The sequence below is a fragment of the Bradyrhizobium sp. JR4.1 genome, from assembly GCF_040548605.1.
Lineage (GTDB): Bacteria > Pseudomonadota > Alphaproteobacteria > Rhizobiales > Xanthobacteraceae > Bradyrhizobium > Bradyrhizobium canariense.
The window spans coordinates 228,256-253,433 of record NZ_JBEPRY010000006.1; the positions used below are offsets into that span (position 1 = coordinate 228,256).

Annotated in this window: 21 protein-coding genes; 10 read left to right on the forward strand and 11 right to left on the reverse strand. The window is 64.4% G+C overall.

Annotation, left to right across the window (positions count from 1 at the left end; genetic code table 11):
• The first annotated feature begins 11 nt into the window (after positions 1–11).
• Positions 12–2,165 (forward strand): NAD-dependent DNA ligase LigA, encoded by a 2,154-nt coding sequence (gene ligA, locus ABIB90_RS16235; protein WP_354201124.1) that lies wholly within the window; start codon positions 12–14, stop codon positions 2,163–2,165.
• 158 nt (positions 2,166–2,323) lie between these two features.
• Here ligA and ABIB90_RS16240 read toward each other — a convergent pair whose 3' ends face one another.
• Positions 2,324–3,601, reverse strand: a complete 1,278-nt coding sequence (locus ABIB90_RS16240) for a multidrug effflux MFS transporter (protein WP_354201125.1) — start codon at positions 3,599–3,601, stop codon at positions 2,324–2,326.
• A gap of 323 nt (positions 3,602–3,924) precedes the next feature.
• Complete coding sequence (locus ABIB90_RS16245; protein ID WP_354171147.1) at positions 3,925–5,754, reverse strand: aminopeptidase P family protein; 1,830 nt, start codon at positions 5,752–5,754, stop codon at positions 3,925–3,927.
• A 188-nt stretch (positions 5,755–5,942) separates the two neighbouring features.
• On the opposite strand from ABIB90_RS16245, the gene ABIB90_RS16250 reads away from it, so the two are divergent.
• Entirely contained in the window at positions 5,943–6,122 is a 180-nt protein-coding gene (locus tag ABIB90_RS16250) for a hypothetical protein (protein ID WP_007600875.1), read from the forward strand.
• Between the two features lie 25 nt (positions 6,123–6,147).
• Here the strand turns inward: ABIB90_RS16250 and ABIB90_RS16255 are convergent, their stop codons facing one another.
• A complete protein-coding gene (locus ABIB90_RS16255; RefSeq protein WP_354201126.1) occupies positions 6,148–7,035 on the reverse strand; it encodes a 50S ribosomal protein L11 methyltransferase in 888 nt (295 codons plus the stop codon).
• A 163-nt stretch (positions 7,036–7,198) separates the two neighbouring features.
• On the opposite strand from ABIB90_RS16255, the gene ABIB90_RS16260 reads away from it, so the two are divergent.
• Positions 7,199–7,354, forward strand: coding sequence for a Flp family type IVb pilin (locus ABIB90_RS16260; RefSeq protein ID WP_007600877.1), 156 nt, complete (start codon positions 7,199–7,201; stop codon positions 7,352–7,354).
• A 278-nt stretch (positions 7,355–7,632) separates the two neighbouring features.
• Here the strand turns inward: ABIB90_RS16260 and ABIB90_RS16265 are convergent, their stop codons facing one another.
• Entirely contained in the window at positions 7,633–9,243 is a 1,611-nt protein-coding gene (locus ABIB90_RS16265; protein WP_354171152.1) for a phytoene desaturase family protein, read from the reverse strand.
• A 250-nt stretch (positions 9,244–9,493) separates the two neighbouring features.
• Between ABIB90_RS16265 and ABIB90_RS16270 the strand changes: the two genes are divergently transcribed.
• On the forward strand, positions 9,494–11,773 hold the full coding sequence (locus tag ABIB90_RS16270; protein ID WP_354201127.1) for a spermidine synthase: 2,280 nt from the start codon (positions 9,494–9,496) through the stop codon (positions 11,771–11,773).
• A gap of 147 nt (positions 11,774–11,920) precedes the next feature.
• Here ABIB90_RS16270 and ABIB90_RS16275 read toward each other — a convergent pair whose 3' ends face one another.
• Entirely contained in the window at positions 11,921–12,916 is a 996-nt protein-coding gene (locus ABIB90_RS16275) for a glycerophosphodiester phosphodiesterase (protein WP_502918238.1), read from the reverse strand.
• Positions 12,917–13,074: 158 nt separating this feature from the next.
• Here ABIB90_RS16275 and ABIB90_RS16280 point away from each other — a divergent pair, with 158 nt between their 5' ends.
• The 3 genes from ABIB90_RS16280 to ABIB90_RS16290 all read left to right on the forward strand — a co-directional run bounded on the left by ABIB90_RS16280 (position 13,075) and on the right by ABIB90_RS16290 (position 16,449).
• Complete coding sequence (locus ABIB90_RS16280) at positions 13,075–14,034, forward strand: acyl-CoA desaturase (protein WP_311985886.1); 960 nt, start codon at positions 13,075–13,077, stop codon at positions 14,032–14,034.
• Positions 14,035–14,174: 140 nt separating this feature from the next.
• Positions 14,175–15,461, forward strand: coding sequence for an MBOAT family O-acyltransferase (locus tag ABIB90_RS16285; protein WP_354201129.1), 1,287 nt, complete (start codon positions 14,175–14,177; stop codon positions 15,459–15,461).
• 25 nt (positions 15,462–15,486) lie between these two features.
• Positions 15,487–16,449 (forward strand): hypothetical protein, encoded by a 963-nt coding sequence (locus ABIB90_RS16290; RefSeq protein WP_354201130.1) that lies wholly within the window; start codon positions 15,487–15,489, stop codon positions 16,447–16,449.
• Positions 16,450–16,455: 6 nt separating this feature from the next.
• Here ABIB90_RS16290 and ABIB90_RS16295 read toward each other — a convergent pair whose 3' ends face one another.
• The 3 genes from ABIB90_RS16295 to ABIB90_RS16305 all read right to left on the reverse strand — a co-directional run bounded on the left by ABIB90_RS16295 (position 16,456) and on the right by ABIB90_RS16305 (position 19,431).
• The gene (locus ABIB90_RS16295; RefSeq protein WP_354201131.1) at positions 16,456–18,156 is read right to left on the reverse strand and encodes a fatty acyl-AMP ligase; all 1,701 of its coding nucleotides are present in this window, start codon (positions 18,154–18,156) and stop codon (positions 16,456–16,458) included.
• A 24-nt stretch (positions 18,157–18,180) separates the two neighbouring features.
• The gene (locus ABIB90_RS16300) at positions 18,181–18,435 is read right to left on the reverse strand and encodes an acyl carrier protein (protein ID WP_018454262.1); all 255 of its coding nucleotides are present in this window, start codon (positions 18,433–18,435) and stop codon (positions 18,181–18,183) included.
• A 225-nt stretch (positions 18,436–18,660) separates the two neighbouring features.
• On the reverse strand, positions 18,661–19,431 hold the full coding sequence (locus tag ABIB90_RS16305; protein ID WP_007600886.1) for a L,D-transpeptidase: 771 nt from the start codon (positions 19,429–19,431) through the stop codon (positions 18,661–18,663).
• Between the two features lie 315 nt (positions 19,432–19,746).
• On the opposite strand from ABIB90_RS16305, the gene ABIB90_RS16310 reads away from it, so the two are divergent.
• A complete protein-coding gene (locus tag ABIB90_RS16310) occupies positions 19,747–20,070 on the forward strand; it encodes a hypothetical protein (protein ID WP_007600887.1) in 324 nt (107 codons plus the stop codon).
• Positions 20,071–20,119: 49 nt separating this feature from the next.
• Here the strand turns inward: ABIB90_RS16310 and ABIB90_RS16315 are convergent, their stop codons facing one another.
• Together ABIB90_RS16315 and ABIB90_RS16320 are read right to left on the reverse strand one after the other, a co-directional pair.
• Positions 20,120–20,881: an ABC transporter permease gene (locus ABIB90_RS16315; protein ID WP_007600888.1), complete on the reverse strand. Its 762-nt coding sequence runs from the start codon at positions 20,879–20,881 to the stop codon at positions 20,120–20,122.
• Positions 20,878–21,801, reverse strand: a complete 924-nt coding sequence (locus tag ABIB90_RS16320; RefSeq protein WP_027570727.1) for an ABC transporter ATP-binding protein — start codon at positions 21,799–21,801, stop codon at positions 20,878–20,880. Before ABIB90_RS16320 ends, ABIB90_RS16315 begins: the two co-directional genes overlap by 4 nt.
• A 281-nt stretch (positions 21,802–22,082) precedes the next feature.
• Between ABIB90_RS16320 and ABIB90_RS16325 the strand changes: the two genes are divergently transcribed.
• Both ABIB90_RS16325 and ABIB90_RS16330 read left to right on the forward strand, forming a co-directional pair.
• Positions 22,083–22,796, forward strand: coding sequence for a hypothetical protein (locus ABIB90_RS16325; protein ID WP_354171167.1), 714 nt, complete (start codon positions 22,083–22,085; stop codon positions 22,794–22,796).
• A 402-nt stretch (positions 22,797–23,198) separates the two neighbouring features.
• Entirely contained in the window at positions 23,199–24,188 is a 990-nt protein-coding gene (locus ABIB90_RS16330) for a zinc-binding metallopeptidase family protein (protein ID WP_354201132.1), read from the forward strand.
• Positions 24,189–24,210: 22 nt separating this feature from the next.
• On the opposite strand, the gene ABIB90_RS16335 is transcribed toward ABIB90_RS16330, so the two are convergent.
• Positions 24,211–25,059 (reverse strand): alpha/beta fold hydrolase, encoded by an 849-nt coding sequence (locus ABIB90_RS16335; RefSeq protein ID WP_354201133.1) that lies wholly within the window; start codon positions 25,057–25,059, stop codon positions 24,211–24,213.
• Between the last annotated feature and the right edge of the window lie 119 nt (positions 25,060–25,178).

Sequence of the window (25,178 nt, forward strand, 5' to 3'; positions counted from 1 at the left end):
ATCCAAGCACCATGGCCAGAGCAGCAAAATCGAAACCAGCACCGCTTCGCGACGTCGCCGACCTCACCAAGGCGCAGGCCAAGGTCGAGCACATGCGGCTCGCGCTCGAGATCGAGGGGCATAACGAACGCTACTACCAGGACGACGCGCCCACCGTCACCGATGCCGAGTACGACGCGCTGCGCCAGCGCTTCAATGCGATCGAGAAGCGCTTTCCGGAATTCGTCAGTGCGGACTCGCCGTCGCAGAAAGTCGGTGCTGCACCGTCAGGCCGCTTTAAGAAGGTGCGGCATGCCGTCCCCATGCTGTCGCTCGACAACGCCTTTGCGGAAGAGGATCTGCGCGACTTCGTCGGCCGCATCGTGCGCTTCCTGAAGCTCGACGACGAGAAGATCGATTTCTCCGCCGAGCCGAAGATCGACGGCCTCTCGATGTCGCTGCGCTACGAGGGTGGTGAGCTCGTCACCGCCGCGACGCGCGGCGACGGCGCGGTCGGCGAGGACGTCACCGCCAACATCCGCACCCTCGAAGATGTGCCGCAAAAGCTGAAGGGCCGCAACGTGCCCGATATCTGCGAAGTGCGCGGCGAGGTCTACATGACCAAGAAGGCGTTCCTCGCGCTCAACGAGCGGCAGAAGGCGGAAGGCGGCACCATCTTCGCTAATCCGCGCAATTCGGCCGCGGGCTCGCTCCGGCAGAAGGATCCGACCATCACCGCCTCGCGCCCCCTCGGCTTCTTCGCCTATGCCTGGGGCGAGATGAGCGCGATGCCGGAGGCCACGCAGAGCGGCATGATCGGCTGGTTCGAGCGCTGCGGCTTCAAGACCAACCCGCTGACCAAGCTCTGTCACTCCGTCGAGGAGCTGCTGGCGTTTCATCGTGCGATCGAGGAGCAGCGCGCAAAACTCGACTACGACATCGACGGGGTCGTCTACAAGGTCGATCGCATCGACTGGCAGGAACGGCTCGGCTTCGTCTCGCGCACGCCGCGCTGGGGCATCGCCCACAAATTCCCGGCCGAACGCGCCATGACGGTGCTGCGCGACATCGAGATCCAGGTCGGTCGCACCGGTTCGTTCACGCCGGTCGGCAAGCTCGAACCCGTCGGCGTCGGCGGCGTGATCGTGCAGAATGTCACGCTGCACAACGAGGACTACATCAAGGGCATCGGCAACAAGGGCGAGGTGCTGCGCGAGGGCCGCGACATCAGGATCGGCGACACCGTCGTGATCCAGCGCGCCGGCGACGTCATCCCGCAGGTGGTCGACGTCGTTCTCGACAAGCGGCCGAAGGCTGCCAAGGAATTCCAGTTTCCGAAGAAGTGCCCGTGCCCGTTGCACACCGACGTCACGCGCGAGGAGACGGCGGCAGGCGAAGAGGGCTCACGCGCTCGCTGCACCGGCGAGTTCGCCTGCCCCTACCAGAAGATCGAGCATCTGAAGCTGTTCGTGTCGCGGCGCGCCTTCGACATCGACGGTCTTGGCGAGAAGCAGCTCCAGTACTTCTTCGACGAGGGTTTTGTGAAGGAGCCAGCCGACATCTTCACGCTGGAAAAGCGCAATTCGAAACTCAAGCTGGAGGACATCGAGGGTTACGGCGCAACCTCTGTGCGCAATCTGTTCGGCGCGATCGAGAGCCGTCGGAAGATTGCATTGGAGCGCTTTATCTACGCGCTCGGCATGCGCCATATCGGCGAGACCACGGCGCTGGCGTTGGCACGCGGCTACGGCTCCTGGCACGCCTTCCACGATGCCAGCCTCAAGGTCGCCAAGGGCGACGAGGAGGCGATGGCCGAGATGGACGCGCTCGACCAGATCGGCGAGACCGTGATCAAGAGCATCGCCGACTATTTCGGCGAGAGCCATAATCGCGGCATCGTCGAGCGGCTCACCAAGGAGGTCGAGATCATCGACGCCGAGAAGCCGAAGAGCAACTCCGCCGTCGCCGGCAAGACCGTGGTGTTCACGGGCTCGCTGGAGAAGATGACGCGCGACGAGGCCAAGGCCACCGCTGAGCGGCTAGGTGCAAAGGTGTCCGGATCGGTGTCCAAGAAAACCGATCTCGTCGTCGCCGGTCCAGGCGCGGGTTCGAAGCTCGCGGAAGCCAACAAGCATGGCGTCAAGGTGCTGACCGAGGACGAGTGGCTGACGCTGATCGGGGAGTGAGGGGGCGCGCTGGCGCGTCTCGCTCCGCCGTCATTCCCCGCGAAGGCGGGGAATCCAGTACTCCAGAGACAAGGGTACGGAGAAGCCGCGGCGTACTGGATCCCCGCCTTCGCGGGGATGACACCGAGAGTGTTGGAACGGCCGTCGCTCGCCATCCCTCACATCATCCCGCTCTCTTCCTCTTCCGCCTGCTCGATCAGCGTCTCGCTCACCATGACCTCGCGGCGGGGTACGACGAAGATCATCGTGCAGGCGCAGAGCAGGGAGATCGCCAGCACCGCGGCGGTGAGCGGCAGCGTGGTCGCGGAATGGCCGCCGAGATAGGCGCCGAATTGCGACATGAGCGCGCCGATGCCCTGCTGGAGAAAGCCCATCGCACCTGATGCGGTGCCGGCGGCCTCGGGACGGACGCTGATCGCGCCGGCGGCCGAGTTCGCCATCACGAAAGCATTGCCGACCATCACGATCATCTGCGTGCCGAACAGCCAGGCGGGTGCCTCGTTCCAGCCGGTGAAACTCCACAGCAGGTTCAACAGGCTGCCGCAAAGCTGGAGCGCGAGGCCGAACCAGATCAACTTCTCCAACGAGTGCCTGGGCGCGAAGCGCACGCAGAGCAGATTGCCGACGAGATAGGCAAAACCCGTCGTCGCGAACCACGCGCCGTATTCAGCGCTGGTCCTGCCCATCTGCGTCACCACGATATAGGGGCCGCCGCCGGCGAAGGTGAAGATGATCTGCGAGGCCAGCACCTGGCACATCACGTAGCCGACGAAGGCGCGGTTGCGCATCAGGATGCCGACGTCGCCGCGAAAGCCGCTGCCGGCGGCGCGGTCTCGGCGGGTCTCGGGCAGCGCGAATGCGATGCCGACGGCGACAATGATCGCGGCGACGGTGATGGCGTAGAAGATCGCGCGCCAGCCGAATGCGGTCTCGATCAGGCCGCCGGTGAGCGGGGAGACCATCTGCCCGATCATCAGCGCCGCGATGACGAGGCTGATCATCGAGGCGACGCGATCGCGCTCGTAGATGTCGCGGATGATGGCGCGGCTCACCACCATGCCGGCTGCGCCGCCCAGCGCCTGGAAAAAGCGCGCGGCGATCAGCTGCGGCAGGGTTTCCGCGAAGATGCAGGCGACGCTGGCGACCACCATCAGCGCCAGTCCTCCGAGCAGCACCGGTCGTCGCCCGAAACGGTCCGACAGCGGGCCCATGATCAGTTGCGACAGCGCGATGCCGACCATGTACAGCGAGACTGTCATCTGCGCGGCCGAGATGTCGCTGCCAAATGTCGTCGCCAGCACCGGCAGCGCCGGAACCAGCATGTAAAGCGAGATCGGCGCGATGCCGGTCATGACGACGAGCAGCAGCAAAACCACGCGCGAGGTCGCGAGGTTGTGTTGCGCCGTTTCCGGCGGCTTGCTGATCATGCCGTGCATGCGTGTCCGTCTCGCAGAAATTCGAATCGGACTGTAGCGCGCTCGCGCAAGACGCATATCGGCGTTTCGGAATGCGGCTATACGGATTCCGGGACGGTTATAATGGCGGCGCGATGAGGACGGATTTGGCGCGCTGCTCGCGTCAAAAACTCGGTATCATCGCCCGGCTTGACCGGGCGATCCAGTACGCCGCGGCGTCTCCGCATACGTTTGCTGTCTCTGGAATACTGGATTCCCCGCCTTCGCGGGGAACGACAGCGGGGGTGGAAATGAGCATTGCGCAAATCGCGTGGTGCTATGCGTCGAGACCGTGAACGACGCGCTTACGCCTTCAACTCCGCCGTGGCCTGGTCCAGCCAGGCCTTCGTCGTCGCGTCCAGCGCCGGCCGCACCTCGGTCCTGACGCGCGCGTGGTAGGCGTTGAGCCAGTCGAGTTCGTCCTTGCCCAGCATGCCGACATCGATCAGCCGGCGGTCGATCGGCGCCAGGGTCAGCGTCTCGAACGCGTTCATCGATTTTTCCGCGCCCTTGATGTCGGCAGCGACCACCAGTTCGAGGTTCTCGATGCGGATGCCGAAACCGTCGGTCTTGTAGTAGCCGGGCTCGTTGGACAGGATCATGCCGCGCTTCAGCGGCGTGGTACCGAGCTTCGATATCCGCGCCGGTCCTTCGTGCACCGAGAGATAGCTGCCGACGCCGTGGCCGGTGCCATGCTCGAAATCGACGCCGGCGGCCCAGAGATATTGCCGTGCCAGCGTGTCGAGCTGCGCACCGGTGGCGCCGTCGGGAAATATCGCCCGCGCGATCGCGATGTGACCGCGCAGCACACGCGTGAAGCGGTCGCGCATCTCGTCGGTCGGCTCGCCCACGGCCATGGTCCGGGTGACGTCGGTGGTGCCGTCTTCGTATTGTGCACCTGAATCGATCAGCAGCAGATCGCCGGGTACGATCCGCCGGTTGCTCTTGCGGGTGACGCGGTAGTGCACGATCGCGCCATTCGGGCCGGTGCCCGATATGGTCGGGAACGACACGTCCTTCAGTGCGCCGGTATCGCGGCGGAACGTCTCCAGCGCCTCGACCGCGTCGATCTCGGTGAGCTTGCCGCTTGCCGCCTCGCGGTCGATGAACGCGAGGAAGCGTGCCAGCGCTACGGCGTCGCGCCGGTGCGCCGTTTGCGTGCCCTTGATTTCGGTCGTGTTCTTGACCGCCTTGAGCAGCGCGATCGGATCGCTGCCGCGCACCGGCTTGCCGCCGGCACCCGTGATCAACCGGCTGAGGGCGTCGGCCGCGGTCGCATTGTCGAGCGCGATCGATCCACCGCTCTTGGCGAGCGCCATCAGGGTCGGCGCCATCGCATCGGGCTCGCGCACGTCGGCGGACTGTTCGAGATGGTCGCGGGTCAAATTTGAGAGCTTGCGGTGATCGATGAAGATGGTGGGACGACCGTCCTTCGGCACCAGCGCATAGGACAGCGGCAGCGGCGTATGCGCGACGTCGGCGCCGCGGATGTTGAAGGTCCAGGCCACGGCATGGCTGTCGGACAGCACCAACGCATCGACGCCAAGCTTGCCGATCTCGCTTCTGATCTGCGTCAGCTTCTCGGCTTCAGTCACGCCGGCATGTTGCATCCCGTGCACCGTGACCGGCGCAATCGGCGGCTGTGGCCGGTCCTGCCAGATCGCATCGACCGGATTGCTGTCGACGGCGACCAATTCGGCACCGGCCTTGGCGCAGGCGGCGGACAAACGCTCGGCTGCCGCAAAAGTGTGCAGCCACGGATCAAATCCTAGGCGGTCGCCGGCCTTCAGGTGTGCCGATATCCAGCTTTCCGGCGGGGGATCGATCAGAGATTCCACGGCCCACGCCCTTGAATCGACCTGCTTGGCCGCCTGGATCGTGTAGCGGCCATCGACGAACAATGCGGCCTCGTGCGTCAGCACCACCGCCAGTCCCGCCGAGCCCGTAAAACCGGTCAGCCAGGCCAAACGCTCTTCCGACGGCGGCACGTACTCATTCTGCTGCTGATCGGCGCGTGGAATCACGAAACCGGTCAGCTTGCGGCGGGCGAGTTCTTCACGGAGCGCGGCCAGCCGCGCCGTCAATGCGACGCCGGCCTCGGGCTCCTCGAATGTCTGGAAGTGCGCTTCGAACATGGTGGATCACTTTAGGATCATGCGGATCAGTCCGCAATGTAGACGCATTTGAGGTCGCATCTGGCATGGACTGTGCTTGAACAAGTTCCATTCGAATTGAGTGGAGTACAGGATGCGGCAGTTGCGCTTCGTCCGGATAACAGGGAAATTCGAGCAAGTTGTTCATCTCAACGACGAGGGGACACTCAATGCCAGCGTTCACGTTTGAGAAGATTACGCCGCCGGTGCGCCGCGCCCCGGCTCCGGCAGCACCGAAGAAACCGCGCGGCCTCATCAACCAGATGATCGACCGTTTCGCTGAACGCCGCGCGAGGCGCGCCTCGCAGGCCGAGCGCGCGATGCGCCGGGACGAGAAGGCCGCAAAGTAGCGGCACCTACGGCAGCCCCCCCGACTCACCCCATCTTCCGCAGCAACAGGCTGCTCCACCCCTCGATCCGCAAGTGCTTCAGAGGCACGAGGCCGCGCGCGCGGTAGGCGGCGATCACGGCGGGGACCTGGGGCGTCAACAGGCCGGAGAGGATGACGCGCCCGCCAGGTGCGAGGTGCCGCGTCAACGGGCCCGCCAATTGCCGTAACGGATTGGCAAGGATGTTGGCCAGCACCAGGTCGAACGGGCCGCATCTGCCGAAATCAGCCGCCGCGAAGCCGGTGGCGCGGATTGCTCGCACATGGTGACCGACCTCGTTCAACGCGGCGTTCTCGGCTGCCACCTTGACCGAGGCCGGGTCGATGTCGGAGGCCAGCACCGCGCGATGCAGCGCCTTCGCCGCCGCTATCCCGAGCACGCCGGTCCCGGTGCCGAGGTCGAGCACCCGGCCGGGCCGCGTGCTTTTCAGGACATGGTCAAGCAGGAGTAAACAGCCGCGCGTGGTACCGTGATGGCCGGTGCCGAAGGCGAGAGCCGCCTCGATCTCGATGGCGACCTTGTTCGGCGCCACGCGGTCGCGATCATGGCTGCCGTGGACGACGAAGCGTCCGGCCGGCACCGGGACGAGATCTTCCAGGCTCGCCTTGACCCAGTCCCTGGCTTCGACGGTGTCGAAGGCCAGCGTGTCCGCGATCTCATTTCCTGCTGCGGTTGCAACGAGTTCGCGCAGCCAAGCCCGGTCCGGCGCGTTCGCGAAATGCAGCGCAACGTCCCACTGTCCGTTCGGCTGCTCGAAGGCGGCGACCGCCGCATCGTCCTCGAAGAACATTTCGGTGAGGACGTCGACAATGCGCCTGGCGGCGATCTCGCCGCCGATCGAAAAACTGGCGCGATGGGTGGGGGAAGGCTGCATTCTCTGGGTTCCGTCCGGTTCAATTTTTGGAACTTTTGTTCCCGATTTTTCGCATAACTTGCAATCACGAGGTTAACCCGACCGCAGGTTGTGCCACGTAGATTTGCGGGTGTTGGGCAACCCACACAGTTCGAAATGGAATAGGAGGCGAGACTTGAAGCGCATGATTTTGAAGTTCTGGACCGACGATTCAGGTGCAACCGCAATCGAGTACGGCCTGATCGCAGCCGGTATCGCGCTGGCGATCATCACCGTGGTGAACGGCCTGGGCACCACCCTGAACGACAAGTTCACTTCGATTAGCAGCTCCTTGAAGTAATTTCCGCCTTCCATTTCCCGGCGGGGCCAATTCTCCATACGACTGCTTCCGAGCCGCGCCCGTCGGGGGAATTGCCTCCTGGCGGGCGAAGTCGTTTTTGGGAATTGGCTTGCACAGAATGCCCACAGGCTCTCCGCTGGTTTTTCCGGGCTTTGTCCACGGATTGTCCCGCCGTTCATCCCCGGCTTTTCCACCAATTTGTACCAGGCTTGGAGGGGGCGTAACCCACCGCTCCTTCACAGCTTTGCCAACAGTCTGTCCACAGCCCATCCGCAGGCTTATCCACGGCTTCCGAACAACGACCGGTGATCCCTCAGGATTGCCTGCGCGGCGTTGTGACCGGGCGCGCCGGTGACGCCGCCGCCGGGGTGGGCGCCGGAGCCGCAATGATAGAGGCCCCTCACGGGCCCGCGATAATCGGCGTGGCCCAGCATCGGCCGGGCCGAGAACAGCTGGTTCAGCGTCAGCGCTCCGTGGAAGATGTCGCCGCCGAGCAGGCCGAACTGCCGTTCGAGATCGAGCGGTGACAGGATTTGGCGGCCGAGCACGCTGGTCGCAAAACCCGGCGCGTATTTGTCCACCGTCGCGATCATGAGGTCGGCGACCTCGTCGCGATGGTCGTCCCACGACTTTCCATCGGGAAGCTCCGGCGCGACATGCTGGCAGAACAGGCTCGCGACATGTTGTCCTGCGGGCGCGAGCGTATCGTCGAGCGTCGAGGGGATCAGCATTTCCACGACGGGCTCTCGGCTCCAGCCGTGCGCGCGGGCATCGAGAAAGGCGCGGTCCATGTAGCCGAGACTGGGAGCCAGGATGATGCCGGAGGTGAGATGATCGCCGACGCCCGGCAGTGCCGTGAAGGAGGGCAGGCGGTCCAGTGCCACGTTCATGCGGAAGGTGCCGGAGCCGTTCTTCCAGTGCCGGATGCGGTCGAGAAAGTTTTGGGGAAGCGCATCGGCGGCGACCAGCCGCGTATAGAGCAGCTTCGGATTGACGTTGGATGCGACATAGCTCGCGCGGATGGTCGTGCCGTTCTCCAGCGCTACGCCGACCGCGCGGTCGCGCTCGAGGATGACCTCGCGCACGCCTGCATCGGTGTCGATCACGACGCCGCGGTCGCGTGCGGCGCGCGCCATGGCCTGCGTGATCGCGCCCATGCCGCCGATGGCGTGACCCCAGACGCCCTTCTTGCCGTTCACCTCGCCAAACGCGTGATGCAGCATCACATAGGCCGAGCCCGCGGCGTAAGGGCTGGCATAATTGCCGACGATGGCATCGAAGCCGAACAGCGCCTTGATCAGATCGTGCTCGAAACGTTCGTCCAGCATCTCGCCAGCCGAGCGGGTGAAGAGATCGAGCAGGCTGCGGCTCTGCTCCAGCGACAGCCCGCGCAGGATATTGGCGCTCTGGAATGCGTTCACGGCCTCGCGGATCGATGCCGTGCCGAAACCATCGAGCAGGTTGGGCGGCGCGCGCAGCACGAACTGCCGAAGCACGTCGGCGATATCTTCCAGCTCGCGCGAAAACCCGTCGAGCGCGTTTGCGTCGCGCGCGCTCAGCCGTGCGACGGACGCCTGCGTCCGCCCCTCGCCGGTGAGAAGATAGCTGCCGTCTGCCGCGGGCAGAAAATTCTGCGCGCGCCGTTCGACGATCCTGAGGCCCTGTTCGGCCAGCTTCAAGTCGCGGATCACCTGCGGATTGAGCAGGCTCACAGTGTAGGCCGCGACCGAATTGCGGAAGCCCGGATGAAATTCCTCCGTGACCGCGGCCCCGCCGACCACCTTGCGGCGCTCGACCACGCGCACGCGCAAGCCGGCCATCGCGAGATAGGCCGCGCAGGTGAGGCCGTTATGGCCAGCGCCGATGATGATGACGTCGGTTTCGATCATGCGGCCCTAGTGGTGTCATTCCGGGGTGCGCGAAGCCCGAACTGTGATGCGGGCTCCGCATCGGAGAATCTCGAGGTTCCGGGTTCGATGCTCCGGGCCGCGCTTCGCGGTCCCGTCGCATCGCCCCGGCACGACCGTCTTATATCAAGCATTTCCCGCTGCAACATCACGAGACCCTTTATTGCCCGTTCAGGCGCCTTGTGCTCCATTGCGCGCGCCCGGCACCCGCCGGAGTTATGCCGGAGCTTCCATGGATTCGATCGTGCAACCCGCCGCCACGGAGCAGCCGTCCTCGTCACGCAACCGGCTGCTGCTGACGGTCTACACCGCAGCGATCTTCGTCAGCGCGCTGTTGCTGTTCTCGGTGCAGCCGCTGTTCACCAAGATGGTCCTGCCGCGGCTCGGCGGCTCGCCGGCGGTGTGGTCGGTGGCGATGGTGTTCTTCCAGTCGTTGCTGCTGGCGGGCTACGCCTATGCGCATGTGTTGATGCAGGTGAGGAATCGCATCGTTCCGGTGGTGGTGCATCTCCTGCTGCTGATCGCGGCCTTCGCCACGCTGCCGCTCGGCATCGCGTCCGCCTATGGCGATCCGCCCGCTTCGGGCTACGCGATCTGGCTGCTTGGCCTGTTCGTGATCTCGATCGGACTGCCGTTCTTCGCGCTCGCCGCCAACAATCCGTTGCTGCAGGCCTGGTTCGTCCGCACCGGGCATCCTGCCGGACATGATCCCTATTTCCTCTATGCGTCCTCCAACATCGGCAGCTTCCTCGCCCTGCTGTCCTATCCATTCCTGCTGGAGCCGATGTTCACGCTGCACACGCAGAACCGGCTCTGGACCGGCGGTTACGGCATTCTGATCGTCCTGATCGCCGCCTGCGGCGTGCTGCTGTTGCGCTCGCCGAAGCTCGCCATGGTCGATGTGCGAACCGAGGATTTGAATGCGCCGGCGCCCGGTTTCGTGACGCGGCTGCGCTGGATATTCCTCGCCGGAGTGCCGTCCGGCCTGCTCATCGCCGTCACCGCGCACATCTCGACCGACGTTGCGGCAGCGCCCCTGCTGTGGGTGCTGCCGCTGTCGCTGTATCTCTTGACCTGGGTGGTGGTGTTCCAGTCGCGGCCGCTGCTGCCGCACAAATGGATGCTGATGCTCCAGCCGGTCGCGATCGCGGGCGTCGTCTTCCTGCTGGCGTTCGGCGGCGAACAGAACCTGCTGCTGACGCTCGGCGGCCATCAATTGTGCTTCTTCGTCATCGCGATGGCCTGCCACGGCGAATTGGCGCGGACCCGGCCGGCCGCGAAATATCTCACCGGATTCTATGTCGCGCTGTCGTTCGGCGGCATGGTCGGCGGCCTGTTCGCAGGGCTCGTTGCGCCGTTCACATTCTCCTGGATCGCCGAATATCCGATCCTGGTCGCGCTTGCCGCGCTGTGCCGGCCGCCCGCGAACGAGCGGCTGGCGGGCATCATCAAATGGTACTGGCTGGCGCTTGCCGCGCTCGCCGTCGTGCTCGTTGCGCCGTCCATGACGACGGGCGGGCTGTCGACCTGGTTCGAGGATCATCGCGTCTGGGTGGCCGGCGGCGTTGGCGTGCTCGCCGCCCTGCTGGCGCTGGCGGTCAACGCCGGCCGCTGGAAGATATTCGCCACCGTCGCGCTCGCGCTGGCGTTGATCCGGGTTTATCCGGCGGATGAAGGCCGCGTCACCACGGTGCGCAGCTTCTTCGGCGTGCACAAGATCGTGGTGACGCCCGGCGGCTATTTCCACGTGCTGATGCACGGCACCACGATCCACGGCGCCGAGCGCTTCCTCAACAATGACGGCACGCCGGTCACCGGACGGCCCGAGCCGATCACCTACTACCACAAGGATGGCGGCATCGGTCAGGCCGTGACCGCGATCCGGGAGCGCAAGGGCGCGCCCTTGAAGGTCGCGGCGATCGGCGTCGGATCGGGCACGCTCGCCTGCGCCGCCGAGCCTAGCGAGAGCTGGACCTTCTTCGAGATCGATCAGTCCATGGTCGACGCGGCAAGCGATCCGAAGAATTTCCGCTATATCTCGAGTTGCATGCCGGGCCTGAAGCCGGTGATCGGCGATGCTCGCCTCACCTTCGCGAAGGAGCCGGACGGCGCCTATGATCTCATCATCGTCGATGCCTATTCGTCGGATGCGATCCCGATCCATCTTGCGACCGAAGAGGCGATGAAGATCTACAAGGACAAGCTCGCTCCGCACGGCGCCGTGGTGATGCACGTGTCCAACCGCCACCTCGATCTCGAGACCGTCGTGGTCGGCATCGCCGATTCCAACGATCTCAAAAGCTGGGTCTACAACGAGGATTCGGGGCGCGATGGCGACTACATCTTCTCGACCGACGTCGTCATCTCCGCCCGCGAGGATGCCGACGTCGGCAGGCTCGCATCGTCGAAATCATGGGAGCAGACCGAAGCCGACGACCGGGTGCGGGTCTGGACCGACGATTACTCCAACATTCTGGGCGCGCTGTACCGGCGCTTGAGGGACGGGGAGTAGGCTTCGCGCCACTCATGGTCTCGTGCCCCGGGCGCTGCGCAGCACGAAGTGATGCGCTGCAGAGCCGGGGCCCATCGCAGCTTCTGGGTCCCGGCTCTGCGGAGCAGCGTTGCACGCTGCACCGCGTCCGGGACACCAAATCGAGCCTCACGGCGTCACCGGTGTCCCCGCGGGCAACGCAATTGCCTTCTCGCCCGCGACTTGCCGCAACAAATCGGGCCTGTCGGAGATGATCCCGTCGACGCCGATCTCGATCATGCGCGCCATGTCCTCAGGCTTGTTGACCGTCCAGACCACGACGTGCAGCCCGAGCGCGTGTGCCTCGGCGATCAGCGCCGCGGTCACATCGCCGAAATAGGGCGACCAGATCGCGCCGCCCGCAGCCTTGATGGTTCGCGGCAGGGAGCCGCCGTGATCGGCCGGGCTGAACCCGGCTGTCCAGCTGGTCGCCTTGTCCAGCGCCACCGTCTGGCTCGAGCCGCGCTGGAGCGTCAGGTACACCGTCGGCATCTTCGGTGCCTGCTGCTGGACGAGCAGCAGGGTCCGCCAGTCGAACGACTGTATCATGACGCGGTCGGAGAATTTTTCGGCTTCGATCAGCGCGAGCAGCCTGATGACGAAAGCTTGCGGATCGAGCGTCTCGTCCGGATGGTTCGGATCGATCTTGGTCTCGATGTTGAAGCGCACCCGATTGTTGCCGGATTTGCGCACCAGCGCGAAAAGTTCGCTCAAGGTCGGAATGCAAGTCCCGGGCACGGCGCGCTGATCGGGAAATTGCTTCGCGTATGGACTGTCCGGACGTATCTGGCCGACGTCGTAGCTCCTGACCTGCTCGAGCCGCAGCTTCGCGAAGGGCGTGCCGGGAGCCGCCACATAGGCGCCGCTCGCATCCCGCGTGATATCAGGGTTGAGCCCGCGCTCATGCGAGACGACGACTTCGCCGTCGGCAGTGATGCCGACGTCGAGCTCCAGCGTGTCCACGCCCATCGACAGCGCGTTGGCGAAGGCCGGAAGCGTGTTTTCCGGCAGCAGTGCCCGCCCGCCGCGATGGGCCTCGAGGTCGAAAGCCGAATCAGCCCCCATGGCCGGTCCCGCAATGAGAAGTGACAGTACGGTCAAGATCGTCGCAGCACGTGACGGCATGGCGGCTCGTGGGGCAAGCGGAAAGGGATATTTGAACGCATTTGGGCATGTCCGGCTCATAGTATAGGCTTTCGTGGCTGTTGAAACCTTGGGCGGTGGCTTGGGTTGCGGCCGCCGCGGGGGTATGTACTCATGGTCGGCGCCCTGGAATCCCGCCCGTGCAGCAGCAACGCGATCATCGAATTATCCGTAGCCGGCATTTTCGCCGGATGCAGCGCCGGCATTTCATCATCTTCGACGTTTTGCCCTTCGTCGGCACGCTGCTGGCGCTGGTGCTTCTGCTCTACCGCCCGATCGGCGCGGCGGAGCTTGGCCTGTTCGTCGGCTTTTGGCTGGTCACCGGCCTCGGCCTCACCGTCGGCTATCACCGGCTCTTCACCCACCGCGCCTTTGCGACCTCCACGGTGATGAGTGCGATCCTGGTCGTGATGGGATCGATGGCCGGCCGCGGTCCCATGCTGTCCTGGGCGGCAATGCACCGCCGGCACCACGAATTGTCCGATCACGACGGCGATCTGCATTCGCCGCGGCTGCACGGCGAGGGCCCGTTCGGCCGCCTGCGCGGCTTCCTGCACGCGCATTTGACCTGGATGATCGAGCACGATTATCCCAACGTTGCGCACTATGTCCCGGATCTGATGGCGGATCGCAGGCTGGTTGCCGTCAACAGCTACTACTACACTTGGGTCGGTCTCGGCCTGGTGCTGCCGGCCGCGATCGGCGGCGTCGCCACCATGAGCCTGTGGGGCGCGCTGACCGGCTTGCTCTGGGGCGGCGTGGTGCGCATGTTCGTGGTCGAGCAGACCATGTCGGCCATCAACTCCGTGATGCACAGCTTTGGCGCGCAGCCCTTCGTCACCCGCGACGACAATAGCCGCAATCTCGGTGTGATGGCCTGGCTTGCCTGGGGCGAGGGCTGGCACAACAATCACCACGCCTTTCCCTATTCCGCGGCCTTCGGCCTGCGCTGGTTCGAATTCGATCCCGGCTTCATCTTCATCCGCGCCCTGGAAGCGCTCGGATTGGCCTGGGACGTCAAGGTGCCGAGCGAGGAGAAGATTGCGCGACGCATGCTGCGGCAGCCGGGCGACGCTGCGCCCGACCTCGAAACGGGCTGAGCATCATCCGCCGGCTCACGCCGGCGATGGCGCAGCTTTGAACCGATGCTGTTCAACGACTATCCCTTCCTCCTGGTCTTCCTGCCCGCGGCGCTGCTGATCTATCGCTTGGCCGATCCTATCCGCATCTGCGCATCGGCGTGCAGGTCGCGCTTTCGCTCGCCTTCTATGCCTGGGGCAGCCCGTCCTTCATCCTGCTCCTGATCGGCTTGATCGTGATCAACTGGCTTGCCTCGGTCGCCTATGGGCGCGTGAAGTGGCCGGCGGTGCTGACGCTGGTGCTCATGCTCGATCTCGCGGTGCTGGCGTTGTTCAAATACGCCAACTTCCTTCTCGCCAATCTCGGTCTGGTGTTGGGTACGACGTTGCCGGTGCTCGATGTCGGACTGCCGCTCGGCATCTCCTTCTTCACCTTCCACCACATCATGTATCTGGTCGACTTGAAGCGCGGGAGGGCGCCGCTCTATGCACTCGACCGCTACGCGCTCTACATCACCTTCTTCCCGCAGGCGATCGCCGGCCCGCTGGCGCGCTGGTCGGAGGTGATGCATCAGTTCGGCAGGCAGATCTACGTTCCGGGCTGGCAGCGCCAGTTCTGCGTCGCGACCTGCTTCATCGCGATCGGCCTGTTCGAAAAAATCGTGATCGCCGACGGCCTTGCGCACCTGGTCGATCCCATCTACGCGCAGGCAGCGAACGGGCCGCTCGCGAGCGGTGACGCTTGGCTCGCCTTCTGCTTCTCCTTCCAGATCCTGTTCGATTTCTCCGGCTATTCCGACATCGCGATCGGCCTCGGCCTCCTGTTCGGCGTACAGCTGCCGTACAATTTCGATGCGCCGCTGCGCTCGACCAATATCCAGGATTTCTGGCAGCGCTGGCACATCACCCTGTTGCTGTTCCTGCGCGACTACGTCTTTTACCCCCTGGTCAATCTCCGCCTGCTGCCGCGGCACTGGCTACCGATCCAGTTCTTCGGCGCGATGATGATCACGATGGCGCTGTGCGGCCTCTGGCACGGCGCGAGCTGGACCTTCGTGCTGTGGGGCGTGCTGCACGGCCTTGCTTTGGTCGCCTGCACGCTGTGGCGTCGCTATGGCCCGAATTTCCCGTCATCGCTCGGCTGGGCGCTTACCGTGCTGTTCGTGCTCGCGACCGGCGTGGTCTTCCGCGCGGGGTCGGTGGAGGCGGCATGGCATGTCTTCGCCGGACTGGTTTCGCCGCTGCCGCTCGAGCGCGGAAAGCATTTGTGGCCGCTGATTGTAGCGCCGCTGTTCGCCTTCCTGCTGCCGGCGAGCCAGGACATCGTGGCGGTGCTCACGCGCCGTCCCAATCCGTGGCTCGCGGGCCTGCTCGGTCTTGGGCTGTTCGCACTGCTGCTCCACATGGGTGGTCGGGATCTGCATGACTTCGTCTACTTCAAGTTCTGAGACCGACCCCGGCTGGGGCCGGAGCTTGCTCGCGTGTCTGGGCACGCTGATCGGCGCTGCGCTGCTGGTGCTCGCACTGATGGTGGCGGTCGATCCCTATGACAGCGGCAAGCTCGGTCTGTTCGGCATCGAGGGCGTCGACAATCGTCTGACCCAGATCACGGCCGCGAGCCGCGCGAGGAATCCGGATTTCAATGCCGCGATCCTGGGTAATTCGACGGCGCAGATGATCGAGCCGGCGGAATTGTCGCGCGCGACCGGCCTGCGCTTCGTGCAGCTCTACATGACCGGTGCTTTTCCCCGCCAGGAGCTCGCAGTGCTGGACTTCTTCCTGCGGAATCACCGGGAGGTCGGCGCACTGGTGATCGTGACCGACCCTGGCTGGTGCACGCATGCACGGGCGAAGGAGGAGGGCGGCGTCCCGTTTCCCGACTGGCTCTATGACAGAAGCGTCGTCACCTACGCCGCACGGCTGATCTCCTGGCAGGCGATCGAGCACGCCTTTCAACGCATCAGCATCGGCCTTGGCCGGCGACCACGGATGAATCCTGACGGCTTTGTCAGCTACGAGGACATCTGGCCGCCGGGCCAATTCAAGGAAGTCGGCTGGCCCAGGGATCCGGTGCCGTCCTTGTCCGCGGAGATGCGGGCGACATTCCCCGAGATCGCAGCGATGGCAGATATTGTCAGGGCATTGCCGGCCGATGTGCCCGTCGTCATCATCGTGCCGCCGACCTTAGCGACCACCGTGCCGAAGTCCGGCACGGAAGCCGCCTTGGAGCGCCGCGCCTGCGACGCCGCGCTGAAGAAAGTGGTCGCGGGCCGACCGCGCAGCAATTTCATCAGCTATCGCGTCGACAACGATCTCACGCGCGACCGCACCAATTTTGCCGACTTTATCCATTATCGCCCCATCCTCGCGCGCAAGATCGAGCAGGGGATCGCTGCGAGCCTGCGCGATGGGGAGAGCGCGAAGATCGATTTCTGAACCGTCTCAGCCGAGCTGCTCGAATCCCCCATCGAGCCAGAGCTTGCGTGCCAGCTTGCGCTGGATCTTGCCGCTGGTGGTCTTCGGCAGGGTGCCGGGCCGGATCAGCGCGATGTGGCGCGCGGAGAGTTCGTGGTTGTCGGCGATGGCCTCGCGAATCCGGCCCTTGATCGCTTCGGTGTCGATTGAGTGACGCGCGGTGCGCTCGATTTCCTGGACGATGACGAGTGCCTCTTCGCCGGTCTCGTCCGGCACCGAGAACGCCGCGCCGCAATTTTCGCGCAACGCTCCATCAAGCGATTGCACGGTGCGCTCGACGTCCTGGGGATAATGGTTGATGCCGCGGACGATGATGAGGTCCTTGATCCGGCCCGTGACGAACAATTCGCCTGTCACGTCGATGAAGCCGAGGTCGCCGGTGCGCAGCCACGCCCCGGCTTCGCCGGCAATCTGCGCATTGAGCCCCTCGCGTGTCGCCTCGTCGTTGCGCCAATAGGCGCGGGCAATATTGGCCCCGTTCACCCATATCTCACCGACGCGGTCCGCGGGCAGGCGCGTCCGATTGTCCGGGTCCACGATCGCGATCCGTTCGCCGGTGAGCGCGCGCCCGCAGCCGACGGCGATCTGCGTGTCTTCGGCGCTGGAAGGCGCTTCCGCCGCATGCGCCTGAAGCGCCGTGCGGCTCAGGCTGCGTGTGACATGACCTCCGCCGCGGCGTCCGCCGGAAATCAGGAGTGTCGCTTCCGCCATTCCGTAGGCGGGATACATCGCGCGCGGATCGAAGCCGTGGGGCGCGAATGTCTGGACGAACCGCTCGATGGTTTCCGCACGCACCGGCTCTGCGCCGTTCAGCGCGATCCTGAGCGAGGACAGGTCGACGCCCTCCATCTGGTCGGCGCGATAGCGGCTGACGCAGAGATCGAAGCCGAAATTCGGGCTGCACGCCACTTCCGCGCGAAAATGCGAGATCGCGCGCAGCCAGCCGAGTGGCCGCTGCATGAACGCATTCGGTGCCATCAGCACGCAGGTCGCCCCAACATAGAGCGCCTGCAGTGCGTTCAGGATCAGCCCCATGTCGTGATAGAGCGGCACCCAATTGACGTAAGTCGATTGCCGGGTGTTGCCGAGCGCGAGCCGGATCATCTCGAGATTGGCGAGCAGATTGGCGTGGCTCACCATCACGCCTTTGGGCGCGGACGTCGAGCCGGAGGTGTATTGCAGGAAGGCGATGTCGTCCGGCGCCGGCTCGGGTAGTTCGATTGTCTCACCATCGTCCGCGGCGAGATCGACCTCGATCCAGCGAATGTTCTCATGCGCGAAGCGTGCCCGCAGATCACCACGGAGCGCGACGGCCGAATTGGTCAGCGCCACCGCCGGCGTGCAATTGGCGAGGATCGCGGCGCTGGCATCGCGCGCGCTGTTTCGCCGCGGCATCATCATCGGCACGGCGATGATGCCGGCCATCAGACAGCCGAAGAACGCCACCATGAACTCGATGCCGGGCGGAAACACCAGGATGGCGCGGTCGCCGGGACGCGCGGCCACGGTCAGTCGCAACGCGAGCGCGCCCGCGGCATCGTGCAGCTGTCGAAAGCTGAGGGCAGCTTCCTCCATCCCGCGATCGGAGACGAAGACATAGACGCGGTCGTCGGCCTGCTCCGCCGCACGCCGGGCCAGCAGTGCCACGAGCGAGCGGAAGGTTTCCATGGGTTGCGCCGGCTTCAGCCGCCTTCAGGCGGCGGGGCGGATTGCGCGCTTGTCGGCGAGAAATCGCGACAGCGCCTCAACGGTCGGATGGTCGTAGAAGTCGTCCGTCGATAGTTCGAGGTCGAGCTTCTCCTCGAGTTCCATCATCAGGTAGACCAGCATCGCCGAATCGAGCCCGAGGCGGCTGAATTTCGTGCCGATGTCGACGCGGTCGCTCGAAATTCGCAGGATATTTGCCAGGGCGGTAACGCAGAAATCCGAAATCTGCTCGCGTGTCATGTCATGTCCCAGAAACAATGGGAACGACAATACGGGCGACCCCCTGGTTGTCAATTTGGCCGGAACGCCGCCGCGTCGAAGGTTGTGGACTGTTGCTTCCTTGCGTCGGCCGGTGCCCAATCCGTGCACAGGCCGGCGCTATTTCCTGCGGTCGACTGCGGCAAGCGCCCGTCGCGGCAGCGGCTTTCTGATTTGATTGCCCGGCAACGCCGCGTCCAGATAGCGTCAGTTCTGGTAGTAATAGCCACGCGGTTGGTAAACCTGCCGGGGCTGCGGCTGATAATAGGTGCCGTTGCCCTGATTGTAATATTGCTGCGGCTGCTGCTGGTAGACCTGCGCGTCATAGAGCGGGCGGCTGCCACGCGGCGCCGGGTAGCGCGTGCCGGTGTCGCTGCCATCGGCTGGATAGATGTAATTGTCGTCCTGGGGCATGTAGCGGCGGGCGGGCTGGGCCGTCGGTGCGAGATTCACGGGGTCGCCTGATGTGGCGTACTGCTCCTCGGTCGGCTGCGGTGCGCGGGCGACAGCCGTGGGGTTGCGGCCGCGCGGGTTGCGGGCGAGCGCCACCTGCGACGAGCCGGTCAGCGTCACCGTGGTGTTGAGCACGCCCTGCTGCTGCACCAGCGCGTAGAGCGTCGAGGCGTTCTGCCGCGACAGCCGCACGCAGCCATGAGACGCCGGTGTGCCGAGCCGGCCGACCGAGTCTGTGCCGTGGATGGCGTGCCCGATCTTGGTGAAGAAGATCGAATGCGGCATCGGCGCGTCGTCGAATTCCTTGGAGTAGTGGTCCTCTTCCATGCGGAAGGCACGGAACGCGCCGTTCGGCGTCTCGCGGGAGGGGATGCCTGTCGACACCGGCCAGTGATAGCGCGCGATGCCGTCGACGGCGACGGTCATCTGCTGATTGTCCTTGTCGACGGTGATCTCGACCTTGGCCTGCGCGGCGCCCGCGCTCAAAAGCATCAGGGAGGTGAAAGCAATAAAAAACGAACGCATCTGAGTTCTGGCCTCCGGCCTGTTCACGCTAGGCGCCGCGGCTCTCCGTCCCCCGGCGTGCAATATGCCTGCAATCCGGCTTTCGTTCCAGCGGCCTGCCCGGCCATCGTTAACGTGACGGCGGGCGTTAGCAAGGCCGCTTTGTGCCGCGCCGCCCGTGGCGATGCTGACATTTTCGCGAGCGGGCACGCGTTCACAACGCCGACAATTCGTCACAAAGGCGCAACCATTTGGCCGCGCCCGGCGTTGAAGATGCCTGCCTCGACAGGCGGCGTTCGCCGCCAATTGCCCCTTACACCGTCCCTGGGACCGAAAATGAACAAAGCCCGTATCACCGCCGCGTCATTGCCGGCCGGTTTGCCCGTCCGCCTGCTGTTTGCAGCCGCCGCCATGGCGCTGGCGCTGTTGTCGCTGCCACATGCCGGGCACGCGCAGGGCATCGTGCGCGGCGCCCAGGAAGGTTCTTATGAAGGCAACCGTATCGCCGGTCCTGTCGGCGGCGTGGTCGGTGGCGCGGTCGGCGCCGGCGTTGGCGGGGCCGTGGGAGCAGTCGAGGGTGTGTTCGGCATTCCCCATCGCGGCCACCGCCGCTGCCGCGGCTATTACGACGGATACAACCGCTTCCACTGCTATCGGTAACCCCTGGCGATTCCGGGGCGCGCGCGTGCCCCCGGAATGACGGCCGGGGTCAGTTCTTCAACCGATACCCCGTGCGGAAAATCCACCAGATCACGACCAGACAGATCACCAGGAACGCCGTCGTCATGCCGATGCTCACGGATACGCTGACGTCCGCGATCTCGTAGAAGCTCCAGCGGAAGCCGGAGATCAGATAGACGACCGGATTGAGCAGCGCCACCGTGCGCCAGGCGGGCGGCAGCATATCGATGGAATAGAAGCTGCCACCGAGGAAGGTCAGCGGCGTCACCACCAGCATCGGGATCATCTGCAGCTTTTCGAACCCGTCGGCCCAGATGCCGATGATGAAGCCGAACAGGCTGAACGTCACCGCCGTCAGCACCAGGAAGGCCAGCATCCAGACCGGATGATGGATGTGCAGCGGCACGAACAGGCCGGCCGTGGCGAGGATGATCAGGCCGAGGATGATCGATTTGGTCGCAGCCGCGCCGACATAGCCGAGCACGATCTCGAAATAGGAGATCGGCGCCGACAGGATCTCGTAGATCGTGCCGGTGAATTTCGGGAAGTAGATGCCGAACGAGGCGTTGGCGATGCTCTGCGTCAGCACCGAGAGCATGATCAGGCCCGGCACGATGAAGGTGCCGTAGCTGACGCCCTCGACCTGGCTGATGCGCGAGCCGATCGCGGCGCCGAACACCACGAAATACAGCGAGGTCGAGACCACCGGCGAGACGATGCTTTGCAGCAGCGTGCGCCAGGTGCGCGCCATTTCGAACAGATAGATGGCGCGGACAGCCCGGTAGTTCATGACGCCCTCACGAGGTCGACGAAGATATCCTCGAGCGACGATTGCGTCGTGTCGAGATCGTTGAAACGGATGCCGGCGGTGCGGAGGTCGCCGAGCAGGCTGGTGATGCCGGTGCGCTCGCCCTTGGTGTCGTAGTCGTAGACCAGCGTCGCGCCGCCGTCGCAGAGGTCGAGTTCGTAATGCCTGAGGCTCTCCGGCAGCGCATCGAGCTTGCCTTGCAGATGCAGCGTCAGCCGCTTCTTGCCGAGCTTCTGCATCAAGGTCGCCTTGTCCTCGACCAGCACGATCTCGCCCTTGTTGATGACGCCGATGCGGTCGGCCATCTCCTCGGCTTCCTCGATGTAGTGCGTGGTCAGGATGATGGTGACGCCGGATTGCTGGAGCGTGCGCACCACCTCCCACATGCCCTTGCGCAGCTCGACGTCGACGCCGGCGGTGGGCTCGTCCAGGAACAGGATCTGCGGCTCGTGCGACAGCGCTTTGGCGATCATCACGCGACGCTTCATGCCACCGGAAAGCGTGATGATCTTGCTGTCCTTCTTGTCCCACAGCGAGAGGTCCTTCAGCACCTTCTCGATATGATCGGGGTTCTTCGGCTTGCCGAACAGCCCGCGGGAGAAGCTCACCGTCGCCCACACGCTCTCGAAGGCATCGGTGTGCAATTCCTGCGGCACCAGCCCGATCAGCGAGCGCGCTTTGCGATAGGAGGTCTGGATGTTCTCGCCGCCGACCAGGACCTTGCCTTCGCTCGGATTGGCGATGCCGCAGATGATCGAGATCAGCGTGGTCTTGCCGGCGCCGTTGGGGCCGAGCAACGCGAAGATTTCGCCGCGCTTGATGTCGAGATTGACGTTCTTGAGCGCCTTGAAGCCGGACCCATAGGTCTTCGACAAATTGGCGACGGAAATGATGGAGGACATGATGGCCGCAAGTCTGAGGGGGGCGAAGGCTGGGGAGGGGAGGCTGGAACCTGCCGGGAGGACGGGTCAGCGGAGCCCTGAGATAGGAATGCCCTTGCCCGGCTGCAATTAGCCGGAGAAAAATGGCCTCAAAACAGGCCCTTCCGTGGCCGGTTTCGAGCAAGTGTTGCGCGATGGTCACGGCTTGCTGCTAAGATCGTCGTTCACGCGGCTCTTTGTTGCGTCTGCGAGCAGGCCATGGCTACGATTCCGGCCGAAGCATATTCCCAGGGAAAAGATCGATGAGACCGAACGGCCGTCACACCGCCGGCACCAGCCAGTTGTCCGCCCTCCGTGCATGGGCGATGGGCCTGCTTCTGCTGTCAGCTGTTGCCATCAGCCCGACCACCGTCAAGGCGGCGCCGAGCCAGGCTGCGGTCGCGACCACGCATGTCTACCTCCTCCGCGGCGTGCTCAACATCTTCTCGCTCGGGCTCGACACGATCGGCGCCCGGCTCCAGGCGCAGGGCATCCCGGTGACCGTCGCGAATTTCGTGTCGTGGTCCTCGCTCGCGGATGAGGCCGCCACCGCCTACAAGGCCGGCCGGATCAAGACCATTGTGCTGGTCGGGCACTCCTCCGGCGCAACCGCGCTGCCGGACATGATCGCCAAGCTCAACCGTCTTGGCGTGCCCGTGAAGCTCGCGATCGGGCTCGACTCCGTGTTCAAGACCAAACTGTCGACCGGCGCCGAACGCTACATCAACATCTATATTGGCGACGGCCCCGGCGAGCCGGTGAAGCGCGCGGACGGTTTTCGCGGCAAGCTCGACAATGTCGACGTCCGCGGCTCCGGTGTCGGCCACATCTCGATCGACAAGAACGAAGCGATCCAGCGCCGCGTGATCGCCGAGATCGACGCCGCAATCATGCGCTCGCGCGCACCGGCTCCGGTTGCCGAACCCGGCGCGCCCAGGCCGGCGCGGTCGGCGGCGGCAACGGCTCCCCGGAACTAAGCCTTCGCCGCAAGCCGCTGAATTGACAATGCCGCCGTCATGCAGACGGCGGCATTGTCGTATCTGCAGAGCCAAACTCGATCACCTGCCGCGTCGGAGGAAGGGAACTCGGCACCCGATCTGGTGTTGTCACACTATGACAAGGAAACGAAACGTCGGCCCCATGGCGGTTCAGCCCGAGCGGGCGTGGGCCGGTCGCCCTGTTTCCGAAAACGTCCTTGAGAAAAAGCCGCAGCCTCAATCGAGCCAGTTGAGCGCGACGCGAGCTGGCCTGTTGAGACAGCACGCGCTGCGAACGCAGCGGGCGTTGCTCGCCGGCAACCGCGATGGTCGCAAGAGTTAAGAGTTCCTCGAACTGACAGGCCGGTGTTCCGGTGTGCCGTCTGTCTGGGGCCAGTCCACGTGAAGTTTTTTCAGTGCCCGTCATGCCGCCATCCTGTCTCGTTCGAGCACGTCGCGTGCGCGAATTGCAGCACCGAGCTGGCGTTCGATTCCTCGCGTATCGAGATGACGAAACTTGCATCCCATCAAGCTTGCCGTAACCGCGAGATCATCGGCTGCAACCGGTGTGTCGAGGGCGCGGACTGGTATTGCGGCTCGTGTCGCCTCACGCGCACGATTCCGAACCTCGGCAGCACCAGAAACGTCATGCTCTGGCGCCGCATGGAGGAAGCCAAGCGCCGTCTTCTCTATGATCTCAGCCGCCTCAGGCTTCCGCTCGCATCGCGCAGCGGCGAACCATTGGCTTTCGACATTCTCTCGGACGAGGTCAGTCCGATCCTGACCGGGCATCTCTCGGGCCTGATCACGCTCAACCTTGCCGAGGCCGACGATGTCGAACGAGAATCTCGCCGCGTGGCATTCCGGGAGCCGTACCGCACGCTGCTCGGACATTTCCGGCACGAGATCGGTCACTTCTATTGGGACCTGCTCGTTGACGGCACGACATTCCAGGCCCCGTTCAAGCTGATCTTCGGTGACCAGGCGCAGGACTATCAGGCCGCGATCAACTCCTATTACAGCCGCGCCGACCGTTCATACGACCGGAGCGGCTTCATCAGCGAGTACGCCACGTCCCACCCCTGGGAGGATTGGGCGGAAACGTTCGCGCATTTCCTGCACATTGTGTCGACGCTCGACTCGCTGGCAGGTTTGCCGTTGTCGCTGGACGAGCGCGCCCGCCAGACCCTGACGGATCCCTATCTCGAGAGCGACTTCGGGGCACTCCTGGCCCTGTGGATGCCGCTTGCCCGCAGCATCAACGAACTCAACCGCTCGCTTGGGATGAGCGACGCATATCCCTTCGACATATCGCCGGCGGTCAAGGGCAAGCTGCATCTCGTCCACATGGCGATCAGCGCATTCCGCGATCAGCAGAGCTTGGCGGCGTAAACATCGCGCAGGACGGCCCCCGTTACGTCAGGAACGCGCGAATGCTGTCCGCGATCTCCTTCGCATGCGTCTCCAGCGCGAAATGACCGGTGTCAAAGAACTGCACCACGGCATTCGGATTGTCGCGTTTGAACGCTTCGGCGCCGGGCGGAATGAAGAACGGATCGTTCTTGCCCCAGACCGCCAGGAACGGCGGCTTGTGCTTGCGGAAATAGTCCTGGAAGGCGGGGTAGAGCGCGACGTTGCTCTTGTAGTCGCCGAACAGGTCGAGCTGCACGTCGTCCGAGCCCGGGCGCGCAAGGTAGAAATTGTCGAGGTTCTGGCCATCCGGTGACACGGTCATCGGATCGGAAACACCATGCGTGTACTGCCAGCGCGTGGCTTCCGGCGTGAGGAGCGCGCGCAGCGCGTCGCGATTGGCCGGCGAGGGATCCTGCCAATAGGCCTTGAGCGGAGTCCAGTTGTCGCTAAGGCCATCCTCATAGGCATTGCCGTTCTGCGAGATGATCGCCGTGATCCGCTCGGGGTGGCTGAGCGCAAGCCGGAAACCAGTCGGCGCGCCGTAGTCGAAGACGTAGACCGCGAACCGGTCGAAGCCGATCACCTCGGTGAAGCGTTCGATCACGCGTGCGACGCTATCGAACGTGTAACGGAAGCTTTCGCGCGAAGGCATGCCGGATTGGCCGAAGCCGGGAAGGTCGGGCGCCACGATATGAAACCTGTCCGCAAGCAGCGGAATGAGGTCGCGAAACATGTGGCCTGCGCTGGGGAAGCCGTGAAGCAGCATGAGTTTTGGCGCTCCGACAGTGCCGGCCTCGCGATAGGCCACCCTGAATCCGTCGACATCCGCGCTGCGGTACGTGATTGACATGACCTTCTCCATTGGTAGTAACCCTATTAAAGCTAGCTAAGAGGTTACGTCCAATCGTCGTAACTTGTCAATGGCGCCTTAACCGGTTATGTAGGTCCATGTTCTCCCGACCGGCCAAG

Coding starts and splice junctions, on each gene's coding strand:
- ligA (WP_354201124.1), top strand. CDS start 12: ATGGCCAGAGCAGCAAAATCGAAACCAGCACCGCTTCGCGACGTCGCC.
- ABIB90_RS16240 (WP_354201125.1), bottom strand. CDS start 3,601: ATGCACGGCATGATCAGCAAGCCGCCGGAAACGGCGCAACACAACCTC.
- ABIB90_RS16245 (WP_354171147.1), bottom strand. CDS start 5,754: ATGTTCGAAGCGCACTTCCAGACATTCGAGGAGCCCGAGGCCGGCGTC.
- ABIB90_RS16250 (WP_007600875.1), top strand. CDS start 5,943: ATGCCAGCGTTCACGTTTGAGAAGATTACGCCGCCGGTGCGCCGCGCC.
- ABIB90_RS16255 (WP_354201126.1), bottom strand. CDS start 7,035: ATGCAGCCTTCCCCCACCCATCGCGCCAGTTTTTCGATCGGCGGCGAG.
- ABIB90_RS16260 (WP_007600877.1), top strand. CDS start 7,199: ATGATTTTGAAGTTCTGGACCGACGATTCAGGTGCAACCGCAATCGAG.
- ABIB90_RS16265 (WP_354171152.1), bottom strand. CDS start 9,243: ATGATCGAAACCGACGTCATCATCATCGGCGCTGGCCATAACGGCCTC.
- ABIB90_RS16270 (WP_354201127.1), top strand. CDS start 9,494: ATGGATTCGATCGTGCAACCCGCCGCCACGGAGCAGCCGTCCTCGTCA.
- ABIB90_RS16275 (WP_502918238.1), bottom strand. CDS start 12,916: ATGCCGTCACGTGCTGCGACGATCTTGACCGTACTGTCACTTCTCATT.
- ABIB90_RS16295 (WP_354201131.1), bottom strand. CDS start 18,156: ATGGAAACCTTCCGCTCGCTCGTGGCACTGCTGGCCCGGCGTGCGGCG.
- ABIB90_RS16300 (WP_018454262.1), bottom strand. CDS start 18,435: ATGACACGCGAGCAGATTTCGGATTTCTGCGTTACCGCCCTGGCAAAT.
- ABIB90_RS16305 (WP_007600886.1), bottom strand. CDS start 19,431: ATGCGTTCGTTTTTTATTGCTTTCACCTCCCTGATGCTTTTGAGCGCG.
- ABIB90_RS16310 (WP_007600887.1), top strand. CDS start 19,747: ATGAACAAAGCCCGTATCACCGCCGCGTCATTGCCGGCCGGTTTGCCC.
- ABIB90_RS16315 (WP_007600888.1), bottom strand. CDS start 20,881: ATGAACTACCGGGCTGTCCGCGCCATCTATCTGTTCGAAATGGCGCGC.
- ABIB90_RS16320 (WP_027570727.1), bottom strand. CDS start 21,801: ATGTCCTCCATCATTTCCGTCGCCAATTTGTCGAAGACCTATGGGTCC.
- ABIB90_RS16325 (WP_354171167.1), top strand. CDS start 22,083: ATGAGACCGAACGGCCGTCACACCGCCGGCACCAGCCAGTTGTCCGCC.
- ABIB90_RS16335 (WP_354201133.1), bottom strand. CDS start 25,059: ATGTCAATCACGTACCGCAGCGCGGATGTCGACGGATTCAGGGTGGCC.